The following is an 18,613-nucleotide window of genomic DNA, read 5'->3' as shown; positions in this document are numbered from 1 at the left end:
CCACCAGGCTAACCGCGAGCACCGACAGCCGACGCGCCGTCGAGGAGCGCGGCGACCCGCTCCCGCACCGCGGCCGCGATCTCCTCGACGGGGAGAGCGGCGTCCAGGACGAGGAAGCGCTCGGCGTCCGTCTCGGCGATCGCCAGGAACGCCTCGCGCACGCGCCCGTGGAACTCCGCCTTCTCGGCCTCCAGCCGGTCGAAGCGGGTGCGGGCCGCGTCGAGCCGGCCCCGCGCGACGGCGGGGTCGAGGTCGAGCAGGACGGTGAGGTCGGGCCTCAGGTCGCGGGTGGCCCATTCCGAGAGCCGCCGGACCTCGACGGCGTCGAGGACCCGCCCGGCTCCCTGGTAGGCGACGGAGGAGTCGATGTAGCGGTCCTGCACGACGACCTCGCCGCGCTCGAGCGCCGGTCGCACGAGCGTCCCGATGTGCTGGGCGCGGTCCGCCGCGTAGAGCAGGGCCTCGGCCCGCGGGTCGATCTCGCCGCGGTGGTGCAGAACGATCTCGCGGATCTGCAGGCCCACCTCGGTGCCTCCGGGCTCGCGGGTGCGGACGACGGTCTCGCCCCGCGTGCCCAGCCACTCCTCGAGCAGCCGGGCCTGCGTGGTCTTGCCCGCGCCGTCCCCGCCCTCGAGGGTGACGAACAGCCCGGTCACGACTCCGTCGCGTCCGACGTCTCGGCGGCGGCCGCCGCAGCCGCGCGGCTCGCGGCGGTGGCGCGGGGCGCGGCGGGCTTCTTCGCTGCGGTCGTCTTCTTGGCGGCCGCTGTCGTCTTGGCCGCCGTCGTCTTGGCCGCCGTCGTCTTGGCCGCCGTCGTCTTGGCCGCCGTCGTCTTCGCCGCGGGCTTCTTGGCCGGCGCGCGCTTGGCCGGAGCCTTCTTGGCCGGGCCCTTCGCGCGCTTGTCGGCGAGCATCTGGACCGCCTGCTCGAAGTCGATCTCCTCGATCGTGAGGCCCTTGGAGATCGTGACGTTGGTCTCGCCGTCGGTCACATAGGCGCCGAAGCGTCCGTCGCGGATCCGGATCGGCTTGCCGCTGACGGGGTCCGCCTCGAACTCCTTCAGCGCGCTCGACGCGCGTCGCGCCCCGTACTTCGGCTGGGCGAAGATCTCGAGCGCCGTCGGCAGGTCGACCTCGAAGATCTGGTCCTCGCTGGTGAGCGACCGGCTGTCGGTGCCCTTCTTGATGTAAGGGCCGTACCGGCCGTTCTGAGCCGTGATCGGCTCGCCGCTCTCGGGGTCGTCGCCGACCGTGCGCGGCAGGTCGAGCAGGCGCAGCGCCGTCGCCAGGTCGATCGACGCGACGTCCATCGACTTGAAGAGGGAGGAGGTGCGCGGCTTCACGACAGCGGGCTTCTTCGCGCCGCGCTTCGCGGGCGCGGGCTCGACGACCTCCCCGGTGGCGGGATCCGCCGTGGTCTCCGGCTCCGGATCGACCTCGGTCACGTAGGGGCCGAAGCGCCCGTCCTTGACGACGACGGTCTTGCCCGAGTCGGGGTTGCTTCCCAGCACGCGGTCGGTCTGCACCGGGGCGTCGACGAGCTCCTGCGCCTTGGCGGGCGTGAGCTCGTCGGGAGCCAGCTCGAGCGGCAGGTTGACGCGACGCGGCGTCTCCTGCCCCTCCTCCTGGGCCACCTCGAGGTAGGGGCCGTACTTGCCGATGCGCAGGGTGATGTCGTCGGTGATCCGGACGGAGTTGATGCTCTTCGCATCGATCTCGCCGAGGTTGTCCACGACGTGTCGGAGCCCGGGGTGCGTGCCTCCGCCGAAGTAGAAGCGGTTGAGCCAGGCGACGCGGTCCTCCTCGCCGCCGGCGATGCGGTCGAGGTCGCCCTCCATCTCGGCGGTGAAGTCGTACTCCACCAGGTCGGAGAAGAAGTCCTCGAGCAGCCGGACCACCGAGAAGGCGATCCAGTTGGGCACGAGGGCGGTGCCGCGCGGAGTGACGTAGCCGCGGTCGACGATGGTGGAGATGATCGACGCGTAGGTCGAGGGCCGGCCGATGCCGAGCTCCTCGAGCGCCTTGACCAGGCTCGCCTCCGTGTAGCGCGGGGGCGGCGAGGTCTCGTGGCCCTTGGCCTCGACCTCGGCGACGACCAGGCTCTGGCCGACCTCGAGCACCGGCAGCTTGGCGTCCTTCTCGTCGCGGGCGCCGTGACGCTCCTCGTCGCGCCCCTCCTCGTAGGCGAGCAGGAATCCGCGGAAGGTGATGACGGTTCCGGAGGCGGTGAACTCGGCTGTCTTCGCGACGTCGCCGGCCGGCTCGGCGAGCAGCGTCACGGTGGCGGTCGAGCCCTTGGCGTCAGCCATCTGCGAGGCGACGGTGCGCTTCCAGATGAGCTCGTAGAGGCGGAGGTCGTTGCCGCGGAGGGTGCCCGAGAGCTGGTCCGGGGTGCGGAAGGTCTCGCCCGCGGGCCGGATGGCCTCGTGCGCCTCCTGCGCGTTCTTGTTCTTGCCGGAGTACAGCCGGGGCTTGTCCGGGACGGTCTCGGCTCCGTAGAGGGACGCGGCCTGGGTGCGTGCGGCGTTCAGCGCCTGCTGCGAGAGCCCGGGCGAGTCGGTCCTCATGTAGGTGATGAAGCCGTTCTCGTAGAGCGACTGCGCGACGCTCATCGTCTGGCGCGCCGAGAAGCGGAGCTTGCGCGCCGCCTCCTGCTGGAGCGTGGACGTGGTGAACGGGGCGGCGGGGCGGCGCGAGTACGGCTTGGACTCGAGGTTCGAGACCCGGACCGTGGTGGCGGGGTCACGCAGGGCCTCGGCGAGGGCACCGGCGGTGGACTCGTCGAGGACGGTGACGTCGCCCTTCAGCTGACCGCGGTCGTCGAAGTCGCGGCCGCTTCCGATCCGCTTGCCGTCGAGCCGGGCCAGGCGGGCGTCGAAGCCCGCCGCGGCGTCCGACTCGGGCGCCAGCACGGTGGCGAGGTCCCAGTAGCTCGCCGACACGAACGCCAGGCGCTCCCGCTCGCGGTCGACCACCAGGCGGGTCGCGGCCGACTGCACCCGGCCGGCCGAGAGCCCGGGGCCGACCTTGCGCCACAGCACGGGCGAGATCTCGTAGCCGTAGAGGCGGTCGAGGATGCGGCGGGTCTCCTGGGCGTCGACCAGGGAGGTGTCGATGTCCCGGGTGTTGTCGCGCGCCTTCTGGATCGCGTCCTTCGTGATCTCGTGGAAGACCATGCGGTGCACGGGGACCTTGGGCTTGAGCTCCTCGAGGAGGTGCCACGCGATGGCCTCGCCCTCGCGGTCCTCATCAGTGGCGAGGTAGAGCTCGTCGGCGTTCTTCAGCGCGCGCTTGAGGTCGGCGACCGTCTTCTTCTTCTGGTCGGAGACGACGTAGTAGGGCTCGAAGCCGTTGTCGACGTCGACGGAGAACTTGCCCAGCGGGCCCTTCTTCAGCTCCGGGGGGAGGTTCTTCGGCTCGATGAGGTCGCGGATGTGCCCGACGGAGGCGAGCACCTCGTAGCCGTCGCCCAGGTACTGGGCGATGGTCTTGGCTTTCGCCGGCGACTCGACGATCACCAGCTTCTTCGTGCCGGACACAGTTCTCCTCGATTGGTGCTGTCGGGTCGGACGACCAGTGGTCCGACGTCCCCTGCTGCGGGGAGACGGTGCGCGGCGACGTGGTGCGGGGAACGGCGACGCGTCCCCATCGGCGGGGGCGCCCGACAGGCACACCATACACACTGACCCCGGACGTGCTGCCCCCTCCCGAGGACACGGGGACGTCGGGAGGACGCTGGACACGGCCTCGGAGCCCCCTGCCCGGCCTGCCGTCGACGGGGGTGACGCGCGGCGCCGATCGGCGCATGATGAGGCATGGCAACGACGCACACCACCACGACTTCCGCCTACACGGCCAAGCTCCTCGACGGACCGCTGGAGGGCAAGACCCTCCGCCGGGGATACGGCGACGATCAGGCCCCCGCCGCACGCCTCGAGATCCCCGGGGCGAGGGCGGGCTCCCGCTACATCTACCTCCTCGCCGGCGGCCTCGAGCACGACGAGGGCGCGGGCGCCCTGCCGACCGCCGCCGCGTACCGGTACCAGCGCCTCTCCTCCGACTGACGCGCTCCAGCGGGAGTCGTCCGCACCTCGGTCCGGGCGACTCCCGCTGCTGCCTCCGCCCTCAGGGCGGCGGGCCGGCCCTCGACCGCACCGTGAGGGAGAGCGGACCCGCGGCGACGGCCGCCTCCGTTCTCGCGACGCCGCCGTCGACGTCGCAGAGGACGAGCTCGGCGCCGTTCGCGCGGGCCACGGCGGCGGCACGTCCGCACGGATCCCCGGCCAGCAGGCCGGAGGCGACGTCGGCCGCTGCCAGGGACGAGGCGTCCGCGGCGGCGACGGCTCGCTGGTGCCCGACGACTCCTGCGCAGCCGGCGAGCACGGCGGCCGTCACCAGGATCGTGCCCGCGACGACTCCGATCGACACGACCGCGGCCGAGCCCTCCTCCCGGTCGCGGACAGCCCCGGGGAGCCGGCGGATCACCCGCCCCCGCCCAGCGCGCAGGACCGGACCGAGACCGGGAGCGAGACCGCCGGGAGCGGGCGCAGCCGGGCCGCGACGTCGACGCAGACCAGTCCGTCCTGCTCCCCCGCCGTGAGCGACGCCCCCGTCACCCGGGCGAGCGGCGCGCGGGGGTCGTCGCCCCGGGCCGCGGACCGGGCCGCGTCGGCGGCCGCGTCGACGAGCCGGACGTACTGCGCCGAGGCCGCCACCGACCCCAGGCACAGCGCCAGCACCGCGACCACCGCCGGGAGCACGAGCGCGAGCTCGGCCGTGGCCGAGCCCTCCTCCTGGACGAGCCGCCCGCGCAGCTGCGGGAGGCCTCTCATCCCGCCGCGGTGAGCGCGCGGGTCACCAGGTCGGTCAGGATGCTCCGCACCTCGTCGCCCTTGAGGATGACCACCAGCAGCCCGGCGAAGCCGACCGCGGCCATCGTCGCGATCGCGTACTCCGCCGTCGCCGACCCCTCCTCGTCGCCCAGAGCGCCGAGACCTCCCCACCCGGGTCGGCGCCACTCGACGCGCCCCGCGGAGACGTCGATGCCCGTTCCTCCGCCGGACGCCGCACCTCCGCCGCTCCTCGAGCCCCGGCTCGTTCCGGGCACACCACTTCCCGCATCCCTGCTCCTACCGAGTCCTCGACTCCGGGAGACTCCCCCGCCGCTGATCGCCGTGTCACTTCTCATCCGTCCTGCTCCGTTCCGCCCCGCTCCGTGCCCCTCCTCCGAGGATCGCGGACTCCCGATCCCGCCGATCGGCCCTCCGGCCGATCCGTGGAGACGCCTCCCGATCCCGCCCCTGTGGAGGAGCGGTCGACCGCGTCACGCCGCCACCGAGAACGTCGAGAGCAGCACCGAGACGACCATCGGAGCCACTCCGAGCAGCAGGAACGCCGGCAGCACGCAGATCCCGAGCGGCAGCATCAGGGTCACGCCGAGCCGAGCGGCTCGCTCCCGCGCCCCGGAGGACGCCCGTGCCCGGACCAGAGCCGCCTCGCTCCGGAGCAGGCGTCCGGCCGGCACGCCCGCTGCCGCGGAGAGGGCGAGCACCGGGTCCGCGTCGGAGAGCACGCGCTCGCCCGAGTCGAGCCCGCACTCGGCGAGCGCCGCCACGACCCGGGCGCGCGACGACTCGATCGAGCCGCCACCGGCCAGCGCCACCGAGAGGAGGTCGAGCGCGAGCCCGGGCGCCGGATCGGCCGGGGCCGCGCTTCGGACGAGGCGCCGCGTCCACGCGTGCGCGGCCGCCATCAACCCGGCTCCCCCCACCAGGCAGACCGCACCGGGCACCGTCCCGAGGAGCACGCCGACCACGTCGAAGCCCAGCAGTGCCCCCAGACCCAGCGCCGCCAGCGGCAGAGCGCTCACGACCCTCCCGGTGGCGGAGGGACCGGCCAGAGCCACCTCGATGTCCCGGCGGGCGCGCGCCAGCTCGCGCAGGGACTCCGCCAGCTCGCCGAGAGCGGCGGCGACCGGCGCGCCGGAGTCGGCGGCCACCCGCCACGCGGCGGCCAGCGCCGCCCACGCGGTCGCCTCACCGGTGTCCGGCGCTCGCCGTCGCGGCCGCTTCCGCTCCGAGCCGCTCCGCCGCGAAACCGGCGTCCCGCGCAGCAGCGCCTCCGTCACGTCGCCCCCGCGGCCGGCCTCCTCCGACACCGCCCGGAGCAGTCGCCGCCGCCGCGCGTCCCCGCTGTCCGCCCCCTCCGCCCCCGCGAGATGCCCGAGGGCCGACGCGGGAGCCACTCCCGCCGCGAGGAGGACGGCCAGTCGGTGCACGACGGCCGCGACCTCGTCCAGCCCGTCGCGGCCCGTCACGCGCTCGACGTCGAGGCGCTCGGGAGCGACCCGTCCTCGACCCTCAGGCGGCCGGCCGCGTCGAGCGCGAACGTCCCGGATGCCGCCAGCCGCCGCCGCCCGTCGCGGCGCTCGAGGTGGAGCACCAGGTCGATCGCGCTGACCGTCTGGCGGGCGATCGCCTCGGGCCCGAGTCCCGCGAGGACCCCGAGCGCCTCGAGACGCGCGGGCACGTCCTCGAGGGAGTTCGCGTGGAGGGTCCCCGCACCGCCGTCGTGCCCGGTGTTCAGCGCGGACAGCAGCTCGCGCAGCTCGACGCCGCGGCACTCGCCGAGGACCAGGCGGTCCGGACGCATCCGCAGCGCCTCCCGCACGAGCCGGTCCAGGCCCACGGCACCGGCGCCCTCGAGGTTGGGCTGCCGCGCCTCGAGCGAGACGACGTGCGGATGCGCGGGCCGGAGCTCGCCGACGTCCTCGATGGCGACGATCCGCTCGGTCGGCGCCGCGCACCCGAGCAGGGCGCCGAGCAGGGTGGTCTTGCCTGATCCACCGGCTCCCGTGATCAGCAGGTTCCACCGCTCGCGGACCGCCCGGCGCAGAAGCCGCACTCCGTCGTCGTCCAGCATCCCGGCCGCCTGCAGCTCCCCGAGCGTCCAGGAGTCCGACCGCGGCACCCGCACCGACACGAGCGCTCCCCCGGTCGCCACCGGCGGCAGCACGACGTGCACGCGGACCCCGTGGCGGAGCCTGACGTCCACGCACGGGCTCGCCTCGTCGACGTGCCGTCCACCGGCCGCGACCAGCGCGACGGCCAGCCGCCGTGCTCCGGCGGCGTCGAGCGTCCACTCCGGAACCCGCTCCGCACCACCGCCCCGGTCGATCCAGAGGCCCCCGCCGCCGTTCACGAAGAGGTCGGTCACCGCGGGATCCGCGGCGTGCGGCGCGAGCAGCCCGAGACCGGCGGCGGCGGGCCGCACCGGCAGCGGGTCGCGGCGGTGCTCGGCGGGGACGAGGGGGACGAAGTCGCGAGTCATCCCGGCACGCTAGGAGCCCGTTCCGCGCGCCGGGGCGCTCCCTGCCCGATCGGAGGAGAGACGCCCGCGTCGGCGCCTGTGGAGGAACGACCCGGGCCGGACGCGCGCGCAGGGGCGGCCCGGGGCTCTGGGCAGGGAGCCGCTCCGAGGAGGGGCCCCACGGCGCAGAGAAGCCCAGTCGACGAGGAGACGTCCCGGCAACGCGGAAACGCCCCCGCGAGCAGGGCTCGAGCGGGGGCGTCCCTCCGCCGGATCCGGCGGGAAGAAGGGGGCGGCACCCATTGGGGGGAACGGGTGCCGCCTCGGCGGCGCTGGATTGGGGGGAATCACTTGCGCCGCTGGGCCGAAGTTCATTCGGCCGTATGCAACTGTAGGGGACGGATCGCGATTCGCCAAGCCCGGATCCTGTTCTCTGCGGACTCTTATCCGACACCCGCCCCGCACCCAGCTTGCGGCGCGCAGCGATCCCCGCCGGAGGCGGGCGCTACGGTGGTGCGACGCCGACCGCGCGGGCCGGCGAACGTCTCACTCGCGAAGGAGCGAATCGCAGATGTCCACTCCCCCCGACGCCCCGGCCGCCGACCGGAACGCCATCGACAACCTCCTCCACGAGACCCGCCGGTTCCCGCCGCCGGCCGATCTCGCCGCCGGAGCGGTCGCGACCGCCGCGCTCTACGACGAGGCCGCGGCCGACCGCCTCGCCTTCTGGGCCGACCGGAGCCGAGAGCTCCTGCACTGGCACCGGCCGTTCACGCGCACGCTCGACTGGAGCGAGCCCCCGTTCGCGAAGTGGTTCGACGACGGTGAGCTGAACGTGGCCTACAACTGCCTCGACCGCCACGTCCTGGCCGGCCACGGCGACCGCGTCGCCCTGCACTGGGAGGGCGAGCCCGGCGACTCCCGCTCGATCACCTACGCCGAGCTCACCGCCGAGGTGAAGCGCGCCGCGAACCTGCTCACGAGCCTCGGCGTCCGCGCCGGCGACCGCGTCGCGATCTACCTGCCCATGATCCCGGAGGCGGTCATCGCGATGCTGGCCGTCGCCCGGCTGGGGGCGGTCCACTCCGTCGTCTTCGGCGGCTTCAGCGCCGAGAGCCTGCGCGCGCGCATCGACGACGCGGAGGCGACACTCGTCATCACCGCCGACGGCGGCTGGCGCAAGGGCGCCGTCTCGCCCCTGAAGCCGGCGGTCGACGCCGCGCTCGCCCTCGGCGGCGAGTCCAGCGTCCAGCACGTCCTGGTCGTGCGCCGCGGAGGCAACGAGGTCGCCTGGCACGAGGGGCGCGACCTCTGGTGGCACGAGGAGATCGTGGCGGTCGACGCCGACCACGTCGCCAAGCCGTTCCCCGCCGAGCAGCCCCTCTTCATCCTCTACACGAGCGGCACGACCGGGAAGCCCAAGGGCATCCTGCACACCAGCGGCGGGTACCTCACCCAGGTCGCTTTCACGCACCGCGCGGTCTTCGACCTGCACCCCGAGTCGGACGTCTACTGGTCGACCGCGGACGTGGGCTGGATCACCGGGCACAGCTACGTCGTCTACGGCCCGCTCGCCAACGGCGCCACCCAGGTGATGTACGAGGGCACTCCGGACAGCCCGCATCCCGGCCGCTGGTGGGAGATCGTCGAGAAGCACGGCGTGACGATCCTCTACGCGGCGCCCACGGCGATCCGCTCCTTCATGAAGCTCGGCCGGCAGATCCCGCAGCGCTTCGACCTCTCGAGCCTGCGCCTGCTCGGATCGGTCGGCGAGCCGATCAACCCGGAGGCGTGGGTCTGGTACCGCGACGTCATCGGAGGCGGCCGCACCCCCATCGTCGACACGTGGTGGCAGACCGAGACCGGCGCGATGATGGTGTCCCCCCTGCCCGGGGTGACGACTCTCAAGCCCGGGTCCGCGCAGGTCGCTCTGCCGGGGATCTCGATCGACGTGGTCGACGACTCCGGGACGCCGGTCGGCGCCGACGAGGGCGGACTGCTCGTGATCACCGAGCCCTGGCCGGCGATGCTGCGCGGCATCTGGGGCGACCCGGAGCGCTACGTCGAGACCTACTGGTCGAAGTTCGGCGACCGCTACTTCGCGGGTGACGGAGCGCGTCGCGACCAGGACGGCGACCTCTGGCTCCTGGGGCGCGTGGACGACGTGATGAACGTCTCCGGCCACCGCCTCTCGACGGCCGAGATCGAGTCGGCCCTCGTCTCGCACCCGGTCGTCGCCGAGGCGGCCGTCGTGGGAGCCGCGGACGAGACCACCGGCCAGGCCGTGGTCGCGTTCGTGATCGCGAAGGCGAGCCAGGCCGAGGCGCTGGCCCACGGACATGACGAGCTCGAGGCAACCCTGAAGGCGCACGTCGCCGAGCACATCGGCGCGATCGCCCGCCCGAAGCGGATCTTCGTGGTGCAGGAGCTGCCCAAGACCCGCTCGGGGAAGATCATGCGCCGGCTGCTGCGCGACGTGGCGGAGGGACGTGCCGTGGGCGACACGACGACGCTCGCGGACACGCAGGTGATGGCGGTGATCTCCTCCGCGATCGCCGCGGACTGACCGGGCGCCGCCCCCTCCCGCCGCGTGGGCCGGAGGGGGCGGTGCGTCAGTCGAAGGCGACGATCAGCTCGACCTCGACGGGAGCGCCGAGGGGCAGCTCCGCCACCCCGACGGCCGAGCGCGCGTGACGGCCGGGCTCGCCGAACACGTCGCCGAGCAGCTCCGAGGCGCCGTTGATCACGCCGGGCTGCCCGGTGAAGCCGGAGGCGGACGCGACGAAGCCGGTGAGCTTCACGATCCGCGTCACCCGGTCGAGCGATCCGATCGCGTCGGCGACGGCCGCGAGCGCGTTGAGGGCGCAGGTGCGGGCCAGCTCCTTCGCCTGCTCGGGCGACACCTCGGCGCCGACCTTGCCGACCAGCGGCAGAGCGCCGTCGACGAAGGGGATCTGCCCGGCCGTGTAGACGAGGCCGCCGTGCACGACGGCGGGGACGTAGGCGCCGGCGGGGACCGCCACGGCGGGCAGCTCGACGCCGAGCTCCGCGAGACGCTCGGCGATCACGCGCCGGCCTCGGCGACGGGGCGCTTGAGGTACGCGACGAGGCCGCCCTCGGGACCGGTCACGATCTGGACCAGCTCCCAGCCCTCGGATCCCCAGGTGTTCAGGATCGCCGTGGTGTTGTGGATCATCAGCGGGGTGGTGATGTACTCCCAGCGCGGGACGGACATGGCTCTCCTCGGGTGCGGCCGGTGCGGGACGACTGCTGACCGCCGCGCGTCGGCGGGATGAGCGCCGCGGCTCGTCCGAGCGCGGCGACTACGCTGATTCTATGTCGGGGCAGGGCGGGACCAGAGTCGTGAAGACCATCGGGGGCGCCGTCGGCGGTCTGATCGGCATCGTCGCCATGAGCGTCGTCGCGGGAGTCCTGGTGGCCGCCTCGGTGACGCCGGCGATCGCGCTGAGCGGCATGGCCGCCGGCAACACGGTGGAGATGTTCGACAACCTCCCCGAGTACCTCGAGATCGGCACGCTCGCCGAGAAGAGCGACGTGTACGCGAAGGACTCCTCCGGCGGCGACGTGCTGCTCGCCTCCTTCTACGCCCAGAACCGCGTCGAGGTGGGCTGGGACGAGATCTCGCCGTTCGTGAAGGACGCCGTGGTCGCCTCCGAGGACCCCCGCTTCTACGAGCACGGCGGCATCGATCTGCTCGGCACCGTCCGCGCGGCCGCGACGACGGCCATGGGCGGGGACGTCCAGGGCGGCTCCTCCATCACGCAGCAGTACGTCAAGAACGTGCTCGTGCAGAAGGCGGAGGCGCTCAGCGATCCGATCGAGCGCGACGCGGCCTACCGCGAGGCCACGGAGACCACTCCGGAGCGCAAGGTCGCCGAGATGCGGCTCGCCATCGGGCTCGAGAAGGAGTACCCGAAGAACGACATCCTGCTGGGCTACCTCAACATCGCCCTGTTCGGCGGCACCGTCTACGGCGTCGAGGCGGCCGCCCGCTACTACTTCGGAGTGAGCGCGAAGGACCTCTCGCTCGCGCAGTCCGCCGCGCTCGTCGCGATCGTGAACAACCCCGAGAAGTTCCGCTTCGACCGGCCCGGCGACCCGGCGAACCCCGCCGCGGAGGGCTACCCGCAGACCCGGGACCGGCGCGACTACATCGTGACCCGCATGGACCTCGAGTCGAAGGTGACGTCCGAGCAGGCGCAGGCGGCCGTCGCCGAGCCCGTGACGCCGGACATCACCGAGCCGAGCACCGGCTGCCAGACGGCCGGAGTCGCGGCCTTCTTCTGCGACTACGTCACCTGGGTCATCAAGAACGACGACGCGTTCGGTGCGAGTCAGGACGAGCGCGACGCCACCTTCAAGCGCGGCGGCTACCGGATCTACACGACCCTCGACTCCGACCTGCAGCAGGCCGCCGTCTCGGCCACCGACGACTGGGTGCCCAAGTCGATGGCGAACGTGAACATCGGCAGCGCGAGCGTCTCGGTCGAGGTCGGCACCGGCCGCATCCTCGCGATGACCCAGAACAAGGACTACTCCAACGATCCGGACCTGACGGGCCCCAACTACACGAGCGTCAACTACAACACCGACTTCGGGTACGGCGGCTCCTCGGGATTCCAGGTCGGCTCGACCTACAAGGTGTTCACCCTCGCGGAGTGGCTGCAGGAGGGGCACTCGCTCGGCGAGAGCGTCGACGGCACCCGCCGCGCCTACACGACCTTCCGTGACAGCTGCGAGCCCGACGGCGTCTACTACGGCGAGTCCTGGAACCCCGGGAACGACGAGGGCGGCAACGGAGGAGTGACCACGGCCCTGCAGGCCACGACCGGCTCGATCAACACCTCGTTCGCCGCCATGGCCCAGCAGCTGGACCTCTGCGGCATCCGCAACACGGCGCTGGCGATGGGCGTGCACCGTGCCGACGGGACCGAGCTGCAGAAGCTCGCGCCGACCATCCTCGGCACCAACGAGATCGCTCCGCTCACGATGGCCACGGCCTTCGCCGGCTTCGCGAACAAGGGCACCGTCTGCACGCCCATCGCGATCGACCGCATCGTCGACCGCACGGGCGCGGACGTCGCGCCGCCCGCCTCCGAGTGCAGCCAGGGGATGTCCGAGGAGGTGGCCGCGACCGCCGGCTACGCCCTGCAGCAGGTGGTGACGGGCGGCACCGGCGCCCCCTCCAACCCCCGCACCGGGGTGCCGCACATCGGCAAGACCGGCACCACGGACGACGCGCTGCACACGTGGATGGTCGGCGCGAGCACCGAGGTCGCCACCGCCACCTGGGTCGGCAACGTGACCGGCTTCACCTCCATGCGCGGGTTCAGTCTCAACCGGGTGAACGCCGGTCAGGTGCGCCACCAGATCTGGCCGCGCATCATGCGCATCGCCGACGCCAAGTACGGCGGGACGGCGTTCCCGGCTCCGGTCCGCTCGCTCGTCGACGCTCCGCAGGAGGCCGTGCCCCAGGTCACCGGCCAGAGCCCCTCTGCGGCGGCCTCACGCCTGCGCTCCGTCGGCTTCACGGTCCGCGTCGACACTTCTCCGGTCCCCTCCGACCGCCCGGCAGGGACGGTCGCGCAGACGAACCCGCCCGCCGGGTCGCGCGTCTCCCGGGGCGCGGAGATCACCCTGCAGATCAGCGCCGGACCGGGCGCCCCGCCCCGCGCGGGCTGAGCCCCCGCACCCCCGGCTGCTCCCGAGGGAGCGTCCGGCAGAATGAACGCGGCCGCGCTCGCGGCCGACGTGCGAGAGAAGGACCCATGACCGGACGCACCCGTCGCCCCCTCACCACCGCCCTCGCGACCGTCGCCGCGGCCGGAGCCGTCGCCGCGGCCTGGGGCATCGGCGTCGAGCGGACGCTGTTCACCGTCCGGCGCACGTCGTTCCCGGTGCTGCCCGCCGGTTCCGAGCCGATCCGCGTCCTGCACGTGTCGGACCTGCACATGGCCCCGTGGCAGACGAAGAAGCAGGAGTGGATCCGCTCGCTCCTCGCCCTGGCGCCCGACGTCGTGGTCGACACCGGCGACAACCTCGGCCACCGCGACGGCGTGCTCGGCATCCGCCGGGCCCTGGAGCCCTTCGCCGGGATCCCCGGCGCCTTCGTCAACGGATCCAACGACTACTTCGGCCCTCGGATCAAGAACCCGCTCCGCTACTTCGTCGGCCCCTCCAAGAACCCCAAGCAGCACGAGGCCGATCTCGACACCGACGGGCTGACCGGCTTCTTCTCGGACGGGCTCGGCTGGGTGGACCTCAACAACCGCGCCGAGAGCATCACGGTGAAGGGGACGCGCATCGAGTTCTTCGGCGTCGACGACCCGCACATCGGCCTCGACCGCATCGACCTCGTCGCCGGAGCCGTGGACGAGCTGCGCGGCGCGGAGGACGGACCGGCCGGGGTCAGCATCGGCGTGGCGCACGCGCCCTACCAGCGCATCCTCGACGACTTCGTCGCCCGCGGCGCCGAGGTGATCCTCGCCGGGCACACGCACGGCGGGCAGGTCTGCGTCCCGGGCTTCGGCGCCCTCGTCACCAACTGCGACATCCCGCGCGACAAGGTCGCCGGCTCGACGACGTGGGACAACGGACTGCGCAGCTCGTACCTCAACGTGTCCGCCGGAGTCGGCACCTCGATCTACGCACCGGTGCGCTTCGCCTGCCGGCCCGAGGTGACCCTCGTCACGCTCACTCCGGCGGCCTGACAAGGGGTGTCCGACGGCGGTCCGGAAATCGGCTACTATTGTCGAGGCTCGTGAGCGGTTCTCCGTGATGAGCACACCGGGGTGTGGCGCAGCTTGGTAGCGCGCCTCGTTCGGGACGAGGAGGTCGTGGGTTCGAATCCCGCTACCCCGACCGGTGAGAAGCCCGGCCAGGATCGATGATCCGGCCGGGCTTCGTCGTTCCCGGGGCGTTCTCGGAATTCTGCTGTGGCGGGGCTCGCCCGCAGGCGGATGCTCGCCCGGGCCGGAGCCCGGTCGACGACGGAGCCGGCGCGATCACCGCCCCGCGCTCTCCGGCTCGAGCACCCCTGTCGGCGTCCCGAGCGTCCTGCGCACGGGCGTGCCTCCAGCCCACTCCCCCGCGCCTCCCGGCCCGATCCCAGCAGCCGGGAGCGAGACTGTTCTTCCGCCGTCGTCGCCGCCCCCGCCCGACGACCGACGAGAGGAGCACCGTGACCCGGTCGCTCACCCGCCTCACCCTCGCCATCGGCGTGCCCTACGTGGTCGCGCTCGCAGCGATCGCCTTCTGGCCGACGCCCGTCGATGCGGGAGTGCGGGGGGATCTCGGCCGAGTGACCTCCTGGTTCGCCCGGCACGGCCTCCCGATGGTCGACTACGCGTTCATCGAGTCGACCGCCAACATCGCCCTGTTCGTGCCCCTGGGGCTGCTCCTGGCCCTCAACCTGCGGCTCCGGAGGGCGTGGGTCGCCGTCGCCGTCGGCGCCGTCGTGAGCTCGCTGATCGAGGCGGGCCAGTTGCTCTTCCTCTCGGCGCGCTTCGCGACCGTCGACGATGTCGTGATGAACACCTCCGGCGCCCTCCTCGGCGCGGTCGCCGGCGTCCTGCTCCGGATGGTCGTCCGCGCACGACGACGCCGGAGGGCGGCGGAGTGGGACGACGCCTTCGCGCACATCCCCCTCCGCGGCACCTCCGGCGTCGTGGCGGATCAGCCGAGCCGCGTCCGCTGAGACGACGGCTCTGCCGCGTCAGCGGCCGAGGCCGCGGTACTCCCAGCCGGCCGCACGCCAGGCGGCGGGGTCGAGGCAGTTGCGACCGTCGACGAGGAAGGTGTTGGCCACCTTCGCCGCCGTGGCCGCGGGGTCGAGGGCGCGGAACTGCTTCCACTCCGTCACGACGACCACGGCGTCGGCACCGGCCAGCGCCTCGTCGACGTCGGTCGTGTAGGTGATCTCGGGGTAGCGGCGGCGCGAGTTCTCGATCGCCTCGGGGTCGGTCGCGACCACGGTCGCACCGAGGTCGTGCAGGCGCGCGGCGACGTCGAGCGACGGCGAGTCGCGGATGTCGTCCGACTCCGGCTTGAACGCCAGACCGAGCACCGCGATGCGGCGGCCCTCGACGGAGCCGCCCAGGCCCTCGGTGACGAGGTCGACGACGCGCTGGCGGCGACGCAGGTTGATCGCGTCGACCTCCTTGAGGAAGGCGACGGACTCGCCGACGCCGAGCTCGTCGGCGCGGGCAGAGAAGGCGCGGATGTCCTTCGGGAGGCAGCCGCCTCCGAAGCCGATGCCCGCGTTCAGGAAGCGGCGGCCGATCCGCACGTCGTAGCCGATCGCGTCGGCGAGCTGCGTGACGTCCGCGCCGGTGACCTCCGCGATCTCGGCGATCGCGTTGATGAACGAGATCTTGGTCGCGAGGAAGGCGTTGGCCGAGACCTTCACCAGCTCGGCGGTGGCGTAGTCGGTGACCACGAGTGGGGTCTCGGCCGCGAGCGCCGTCGCGTAGACCTCGTCGAGGGTCGCCTTCGCCGCTGCTCCAGCCTCGCCCGCGGGCACGCCGTAGACGAGCCGGTCGGGGCTGATCGTGTCCTTGACGGCGAAGCCCTCGCGGAGGAACTCGGGGTTCCAGGCGAGGGTCGCACCGGAGGAGGCGATGCGGTCGGCCAGGCGGGCGGCGGTGCCGACGGGGACGGTCGACTTGCCGACGACGAGGGAGTCCGCCTCGAGGTAGGGCAGGAGACCGTCGATCGCCGAGTCGACGTAGGTCATGTCCGCGGCGTTCTCGCCCGGCTTCTGCGGGGTGCCGACGGCGACGAAGTGCACGGCCGCACCGGCGGCGTCGGCCATGTCGGTCGAGAAGCGCAGACGCCCGGAGGCGACGCCGGAGGACAGCAGCTCCGGGAGGCCGGGCTCGAAGAACGGCGCGGTGCCGGCGGCCAGGGCGTCGATCTTCTTCTGGTCGACGTCGATGCCGATGACGTCGTGGCCGAGCTCGGCCATGGCGGCAGCGTGGACGGCACCGAGGTAGCCGCAGCCGATGACAGAAAGCTTCACAGGGGTTCTCCGAATCGTGGCGGGTTCGTGTCGCGGTCGCGACGGTGAGGAGGAGCGATGCGATGCGGCGAGGCGTCAGCGCGCCCGCGGACGCGCGACTACCGCCGCGCCAATGCTCTCAGATCACGGGAGACGTCGGCGACAGCCGCCGCGATCTGCGCCGCCACGCGCTCGTGCACGGCCTCGCTGCGGCCGATCGGGTCCTCGATGTCGTCGCCGCCCTCGCCCCGCGGGGCGCGCCCGCGGTGGGCGGCGGCGAGCCGCACGACGGCGCGGAGCCGCGCGGCGGGGTCCTCGACCGTCGGCAGCGGCACCTCCCGCAGCACGAACGGCAGCACGCGGGCGAACTCGAGCAGCGTGAAGCCGCGGAGGAGGAGCGACGGGAAGCGCCGGGAGGCGTCGACCAGGTGGTCGCGCGTCATCGTGAGCAGGAGGTCGGCGTCGCCGACGATCGCGTCGCCGAGCACCGCGCTCGTGTGCGCGGCCGGATCTCCCCCGTGCTGAGCCGAGAAGCGGGCCGAGACCGGGTCCATCGGCAGTCCGTCGCGCGTCCTCACTCCGGCGCTCGTGAACGCGAAGAGCGGACCTCCCGCGGGCGAGGTCGCATCGGCGAGTGCGGCGCGCAGCAGCTGCTCCGCCATCGGCGACCGGCAGATGTTGCCGGTGCAGACCGAGAGCACGGTGAAGACGGGCGCGGCGGAGGCGGCGACCGGTTCGTCCGGTCGCCAGCTCCGGCGGGCGGGGCGGGCGGAGTCGTCTCCCGGGAAGATCATCGCGGGGCGCTCAGGCCGAGGTCGACGCGGGCTCGGGCTCGACGGCCGTGTCCGGGCGGGCACCCGATCGCTCGGAGCCGTAGTAGCTCGTGTAGTAGTAGCCGTAGCCCCGGCCGACCTGGCCGCGCGCGGGCACGCGGTTGAGGATCACGCCGAGGGTGTGGCCACTGACCCGCTCGAGGTTCTGGATCGCCTTGCCGAGCTCGTCGGTCGTCGTCCTGCCCGCGGAGATGACCACGAGCGCTCCGTCGGTGCGGGCGGTGAGGATGGCGCCGTCCGTGACGGGCAGGAGCGGCGGCGCATCGACGATCACGATCGCCTCACGGGCGATCTCGTGCAGGAGGATGTCCATGCCGTTGGAGCCGAGCAGCTCGGACGGGTTCGGCGGGATCGACCCGGCCCCGAGCACCCAGAGGTTGCCGGACGGGCCCCACGGCTGCAGGACGTCCTGCAGCTCCGCCTTGCCGATCAGCAGGTCGGTCAGGCCGACGCCGGGAACGAGGCCGAACGACTTGGCGACGGTGGGCTTGCGGAGGTCGCCGTCGACGACGACGGTCCGCTGGCCGGAGGCGGCGAGCGTCACCGCGAGGTTCGCGGTCACCGTCGACTTGCCGTCCGAGGGCAGCGGGCTCGTCACGACGATGATGCGCGGCGGGCTGTCGATGTTCATGAACTGCAGGTTCGTGCGGAGCTCGCGCAGCGCCTCGGCGAGTGCGTGCTTGCCGTCGGCCTTGATGTAGTCGGTCGTGTCGGCCTCGGGGACGATGCGGTTGGTCTCGCTGAGGCGCTTGTCGACGGGGAGGGTGCCGACCACGGGGAGGTCGAACAGGCGCTCGACCATCTCGGCGGTGCGGATGCGCCGGTCCAGCGTGTTGCGGACGAACGCGTAGACGAGGCCGAGGACGAGGCCCGCGAGCGCGCCGACCGCGAGGACGAGGCGCAGGTTCGGGAACGCCGGCGAGGACGGGAGCGCCGCGGTCTGCAGGACGGTGAGGGAGACCGTGTCGCCGACGCCCGTCTCCTGGTTGACCTGCTGCACCTTGGTGGCGATGGCCGCGACCCAGGCGTCGGCGAGCTTCTGCGCGCCCTCGGGGGTGGAGGCGGTGGCGCTGACCTTCATCACCGGGGCGACCGTGTCGGCCTGCACCGCGATCGCCGAGATCAGCGTGGCGGGCGAGACGTCGAGGCCGAGGCTGTCGATCGCGATCTGCGCCACGTCGCGCGAGGTGGCGATCGGGACGTAGGTGGCGAGGCTCGACTTGGCGACGGACTGCGCGATCTGCTGCGTGTAGATCGCCTGGCTGTCGTCGGCACCGGTGGTGGCGACGGAGACGAGGCCCTGCGAGTCGGCGACGTACCGCGGCTTCTGCGTCAGCGACCAGCCGAAGGCGACGAGAGTGCCGAGGAGGATCGCCGCGACGATCGGGATCCAGTGGTCGCGCAGCAGCCGGAGGACGTCTCGAAGTTCCACAGAGTCAGATTTCCTTCGCTGG

17 protein-coding genes and 1 tRNA gene are annotated in these 18,613 nt (G+C 73.0%); 6 read left to right on the top strand and 12 right to left on the bottom strand.

From position 1 onward, the window contains the following. Positions 1-8: 8 nt before the first annotated feature. Positions 9-656, bottom strand: a complete 648-nt coding sequence (tmk, locus tag GSU40_RS04975; RefSeq protein WP_160033922.1) for a dTMP kinase — start codon at positions 654-656, stop codon at positions 9-11. Next, positions 653-3,538 carry a type I DNA topoisomerase gene (topA, locus tag GSU40_RS04970; protein ID WP_160033920.1) on the bottom strand — a complete coding sequence of 962 codons (2,886 nt, stop codon included), beginning with the start codon at positions 3,536-3,538 and terminating at the stop codon, positions 653-655. The genes tmk and topA overlap by 4 nt, the downstream gene beginning before the upstream one ends. Positions 3,539-3,814: 276 nt before the next feature. Between topA and GSU40_RS04965 the strand changes: the two genes are divergently transcribed. Continuing rightward, complete coding sequence (locus tag GSU40_RS04965) at positions 3,815-4,063, top strand: hypothetical protein (protein ID WP_104222197.1); 249 nt, start codon at positions 3,815-3,817, stop codon at positions 4,061-4,063. A gap of 61 nt (positions 4,064-4,124) precedes the next feature. On the opposite strand, the gene GSU40_RS04960 is transcribed toward GSU40_RS04965, so the two are convergent. From GSU40_RS04960 to GSU40_RS04940, 5 genes are all read right to left on the bottom strand, one after another. Further along, positions 4,125-4,484: an Rv3654c family TadE-like protein gene (locus GSU40_RS04960; RefSeq protein ID WP_208543362.1), complete on the bottom strand. Its 360-nt coding sequence runs from the start codon at positions 4,482-4,484 to the stop codon at positions 4,125-4,127. After that, entirely contained in the window at positions 4,481-4,831 is a 351-nt protein-coding gene (locus tag GSU40_RS04955) for a TadE family type IV pilus minor pilin (RefSeq protein WP_160033918.1), read from the bottom strand. Before GSU40_RS04955 ends, GSU40_RS04960 begins: the two co-directional genes overlap by 4 nt. Beyond that, positions 4,828-5,106, bottom strand: a complete 279-nt coding sequence (locus GSU40_RS04950) for a DUF4244 domain-containing protein (protein ID WP_244229600.1) — start codon at positions 5,104-5,106, stop codon at positions 4,828-4,830. Before GSU40_RS04950 ends, GSU40_RS04955 begins: the two co-directional genes overlap by 4 nt. 216 nt (positions 5,107-5,322) lie before the next feature. Continuing rightward, the gene (locus GSU40_RS04945) at positions 5,323-6,315 is read right to left on the bottom strand and encodes a type II secretion system F family protein (RefSeq protein ID WP_104227249.1); all 993 of its coding nucleotides are present in this window, start codon (positions 6,313-6,315) and stop codon (positions 5,323-5,325) included. Next, on the bottom strand, positions 6,312-7,328 hold the full coding sequence (locus tag GSU40_RS04940) for a TadA family conjugal transfer-associated ATPase (protein WP_160033916.1): 1,017 nt from the start codon (positions 7,326-7,328) through the stop codon (positions 6,312-6,314). Before GSU40_RS04940 ends, GSU40_RS04945 begins: the two co-directional genes overlap by 4 nt. A 550-nt stretch (positions 7,329-7,878) precedes the next feature. Here GSU40_RS04940 and acs point away from each other — a divergent pair. Continuing rightward, the gene (gene acs / locus GSU40_RS04935) at positions 7,879-9,873 is read left to right on the top strand and encodes an acetate--CoA ligase (protein ID WP_104233737.1); all 1,995 of its coding nucleotides are present in this window, start codon (positions 7,879-7,881) and stop codon (positions 9,871-9,873) included. Positions 9,874-9,919: 46 nt separating this feature from the next. Here the strand turns inward: acs and GSU40_RS04930 are convergent, their stop codons facing one another. Both GSU40_RS04930 and GSU40_RS16865 read right to left on the bottom strand, forming a co-directional pair. Then, a complete protein-coding gene (locus GSU40_RS04930) occupies positions 9,920-10,375 on the bottom strand; it encodes a RidA family protein (RefSeq protein WP_208543361.1) in 456 nt (151 codons plus the stop codon). Further along, a complete protein-coding gene (locus GSU40_RS16865; RefSeq protein ID WP_164861113.1) occupies positions 10,372-10,542 on the bottom strand; it encodes a hypothetical protein in 171 nt (56 codons plus the stop codon). The genes GSU40_RS04930 and GSU40_RS16865 overlap by 4 nt, the downstream gene beginning before the upstream one ends. A gap of 101 nt (positions 10,543-10,643) precedes the next feature. Between GSU40_RS16865 and GSU40_RS04925 the strand changes: the two genes are divergently transcribed. The 4 genes from GSU40_RS04925 (at position 10,644) to GSU40_RS17045 (ending at position 15,024) form a co-directional block, all read left to right on the top strand. After that, positions 10,644-13,010, top strand: coding sequence for a transglycosylase domain-containing protein (locus tag GSU40_RS04925; RefSeq protein ID WP_160033914.1), 2,367 nt, complete (start codon positions 10,644-10,646; stop codon positions 13,008-13,010). An 86-nt stretch (positions 13,011-13,096) separates the two neighbouring features. After that, positions 13,097-14,038: a metallophosphoesterase gene (locus tag GSU40_RS04920; RefSeq protein ID WP_104222183.1), complete on the top strand. Its 942-nt coding sequence runs from the start codon at positions 13,097-13,099 to the stop codon at positions 14,036-14,038. Between the two features lie 77 nt (positions 14,039-14,115). Continuing rightward, positions 14,116-14,189 (top strand) — tRNA-Pro (locus GSU40_RS04915). A gap of 319 nt (positions 14,190-14,508) precedes the next feature. Beyond that, complete coding sequence (locus GSU40_RS17045; RefSeq protein ID WP_244229599.1) at positions 14,509-15,024, top strand: VanZ family protein; 516 nt, start codon at positions 14,509-14,511, stop codon at positions 15,022-15,024. 18 nt (positions 15,025-15,042) lie between these two features. Here GSU40_RS17045 and GSU40_RS04905 read toward each other — a convergent pair whose 3' ends face one another. The 3 genes from GSU40_RS04905 to GSU40_RS04895 form a co-directional block, all read right to left on the bottom strand. Further along, positions 15,043-16,347, bottom strand: a complete 1,305-nt coding sequence (locus GSU40_RS04905) for a UDP-glucose/GDP-mannose dehydrogenase family protein (RefSeq protein WP_104222179.1) — start codon at positions 16,345-16,347, stop codon at positions 15,043-15,045. A gap of 98 nt (positions 16,348-16,445) precedes the next feature. Then, positions 16,446-17,120, bottom strand: a complete 675-nt coding sequence (locus GSU40_RS04900; protein ID WP_104227254.1) for a low molecular weight phosphatase family protein — start codon at positions 17,118-17,120, stop codon at positions 16,446-16,448. Between the two features lie 10 nt (positions 17,121-17,130). Beyond that, a complete protein-coding gene (locus GSU40_RS04895) occupies positions 17,131-18,591 on the bottom strand; it encodes a polysaccharide biosynthesis tyrosine autokinase (protein WP_159939611.1) in 1,461 nt (486 codons plus the stop codon). Positions 18,592-18,613: the final 22 nt, after the last annotated feature.

Origin of the sequence: Rathayibacter sp. VKM Ac-2805 (genome assembly GCF_009834265.1) — a bacterium.
In the GTDB taxonomy this organism is placed as follows: Bacteria; Actinomycetota; Actinomycetes; order Actinomycetales; family Microbacteriaceae; genus Rathayibacter.
The sequence above is the reverse complement of the archived record's forward strand: the minus strand, read 5'-3'. Positions and strand labels throughout refer to the sequence as shown.

Bases quoted from the DNA above. Each gene is read 5' to 3' on its own strand.
- GSU40_RS04965 (WP_104222197.1), top strand. From the start codon at position 3,815: ATGGCAACGACGCACACCACCACGACTTCCGCCTACACGGCCAAGCTC.
- GSU40_RS04955 (WP_160033918.1), bottom strand. From the start codon at position 4,831: ATGAGAGGCCTCCCGCAGCTGCGCGGGCGGCTCGTCCAGGAGGAGGGC.
- GSU40_RS04940 (WP_160033916.1), bottom strand. From the start codon at position 7,328: ATGACTCGCGACTTCGTCCCCCTCGTCCCCGCCGAGCACCGCCGCGAC.
- acs (WP_104233737.1), top strand. From the start codon at position 7,879: ATGTCCACTCCCCCCGACGCCCCGGCCGCCGACCGGAACGCCATCGAC.
- GSU40_RS16865 (WP_164861113.1), bottom strand. From the start codon at position 10,542: ATGTCCGTCCCGCGCTGGGAGTACATCACCACCCCGCTGATGATCCAC.
- GSU40_RS04925 (WP_160033914.1), top strand. From the start codon at position 10,644: ATGTCGGGGCAGGGCGGGACCAGAGTCGTGAAGACCATCGGGGGCGCC.
- GSU40_RS04920 (WP_104222183.1), top strand. From the start codon at position 13,097: ATGACCGGACGCACCCGTCGCCCCCTCACCACCGCCCTCGCGACCGTC.
- GSU40_RS04900 (WP_104227254.1), bottom strand. From the start codon at position 17,120: ATGATCTTCCCGGGAGACGACTCCGCCCGCCCCGCCCGCCGGAGCTGG.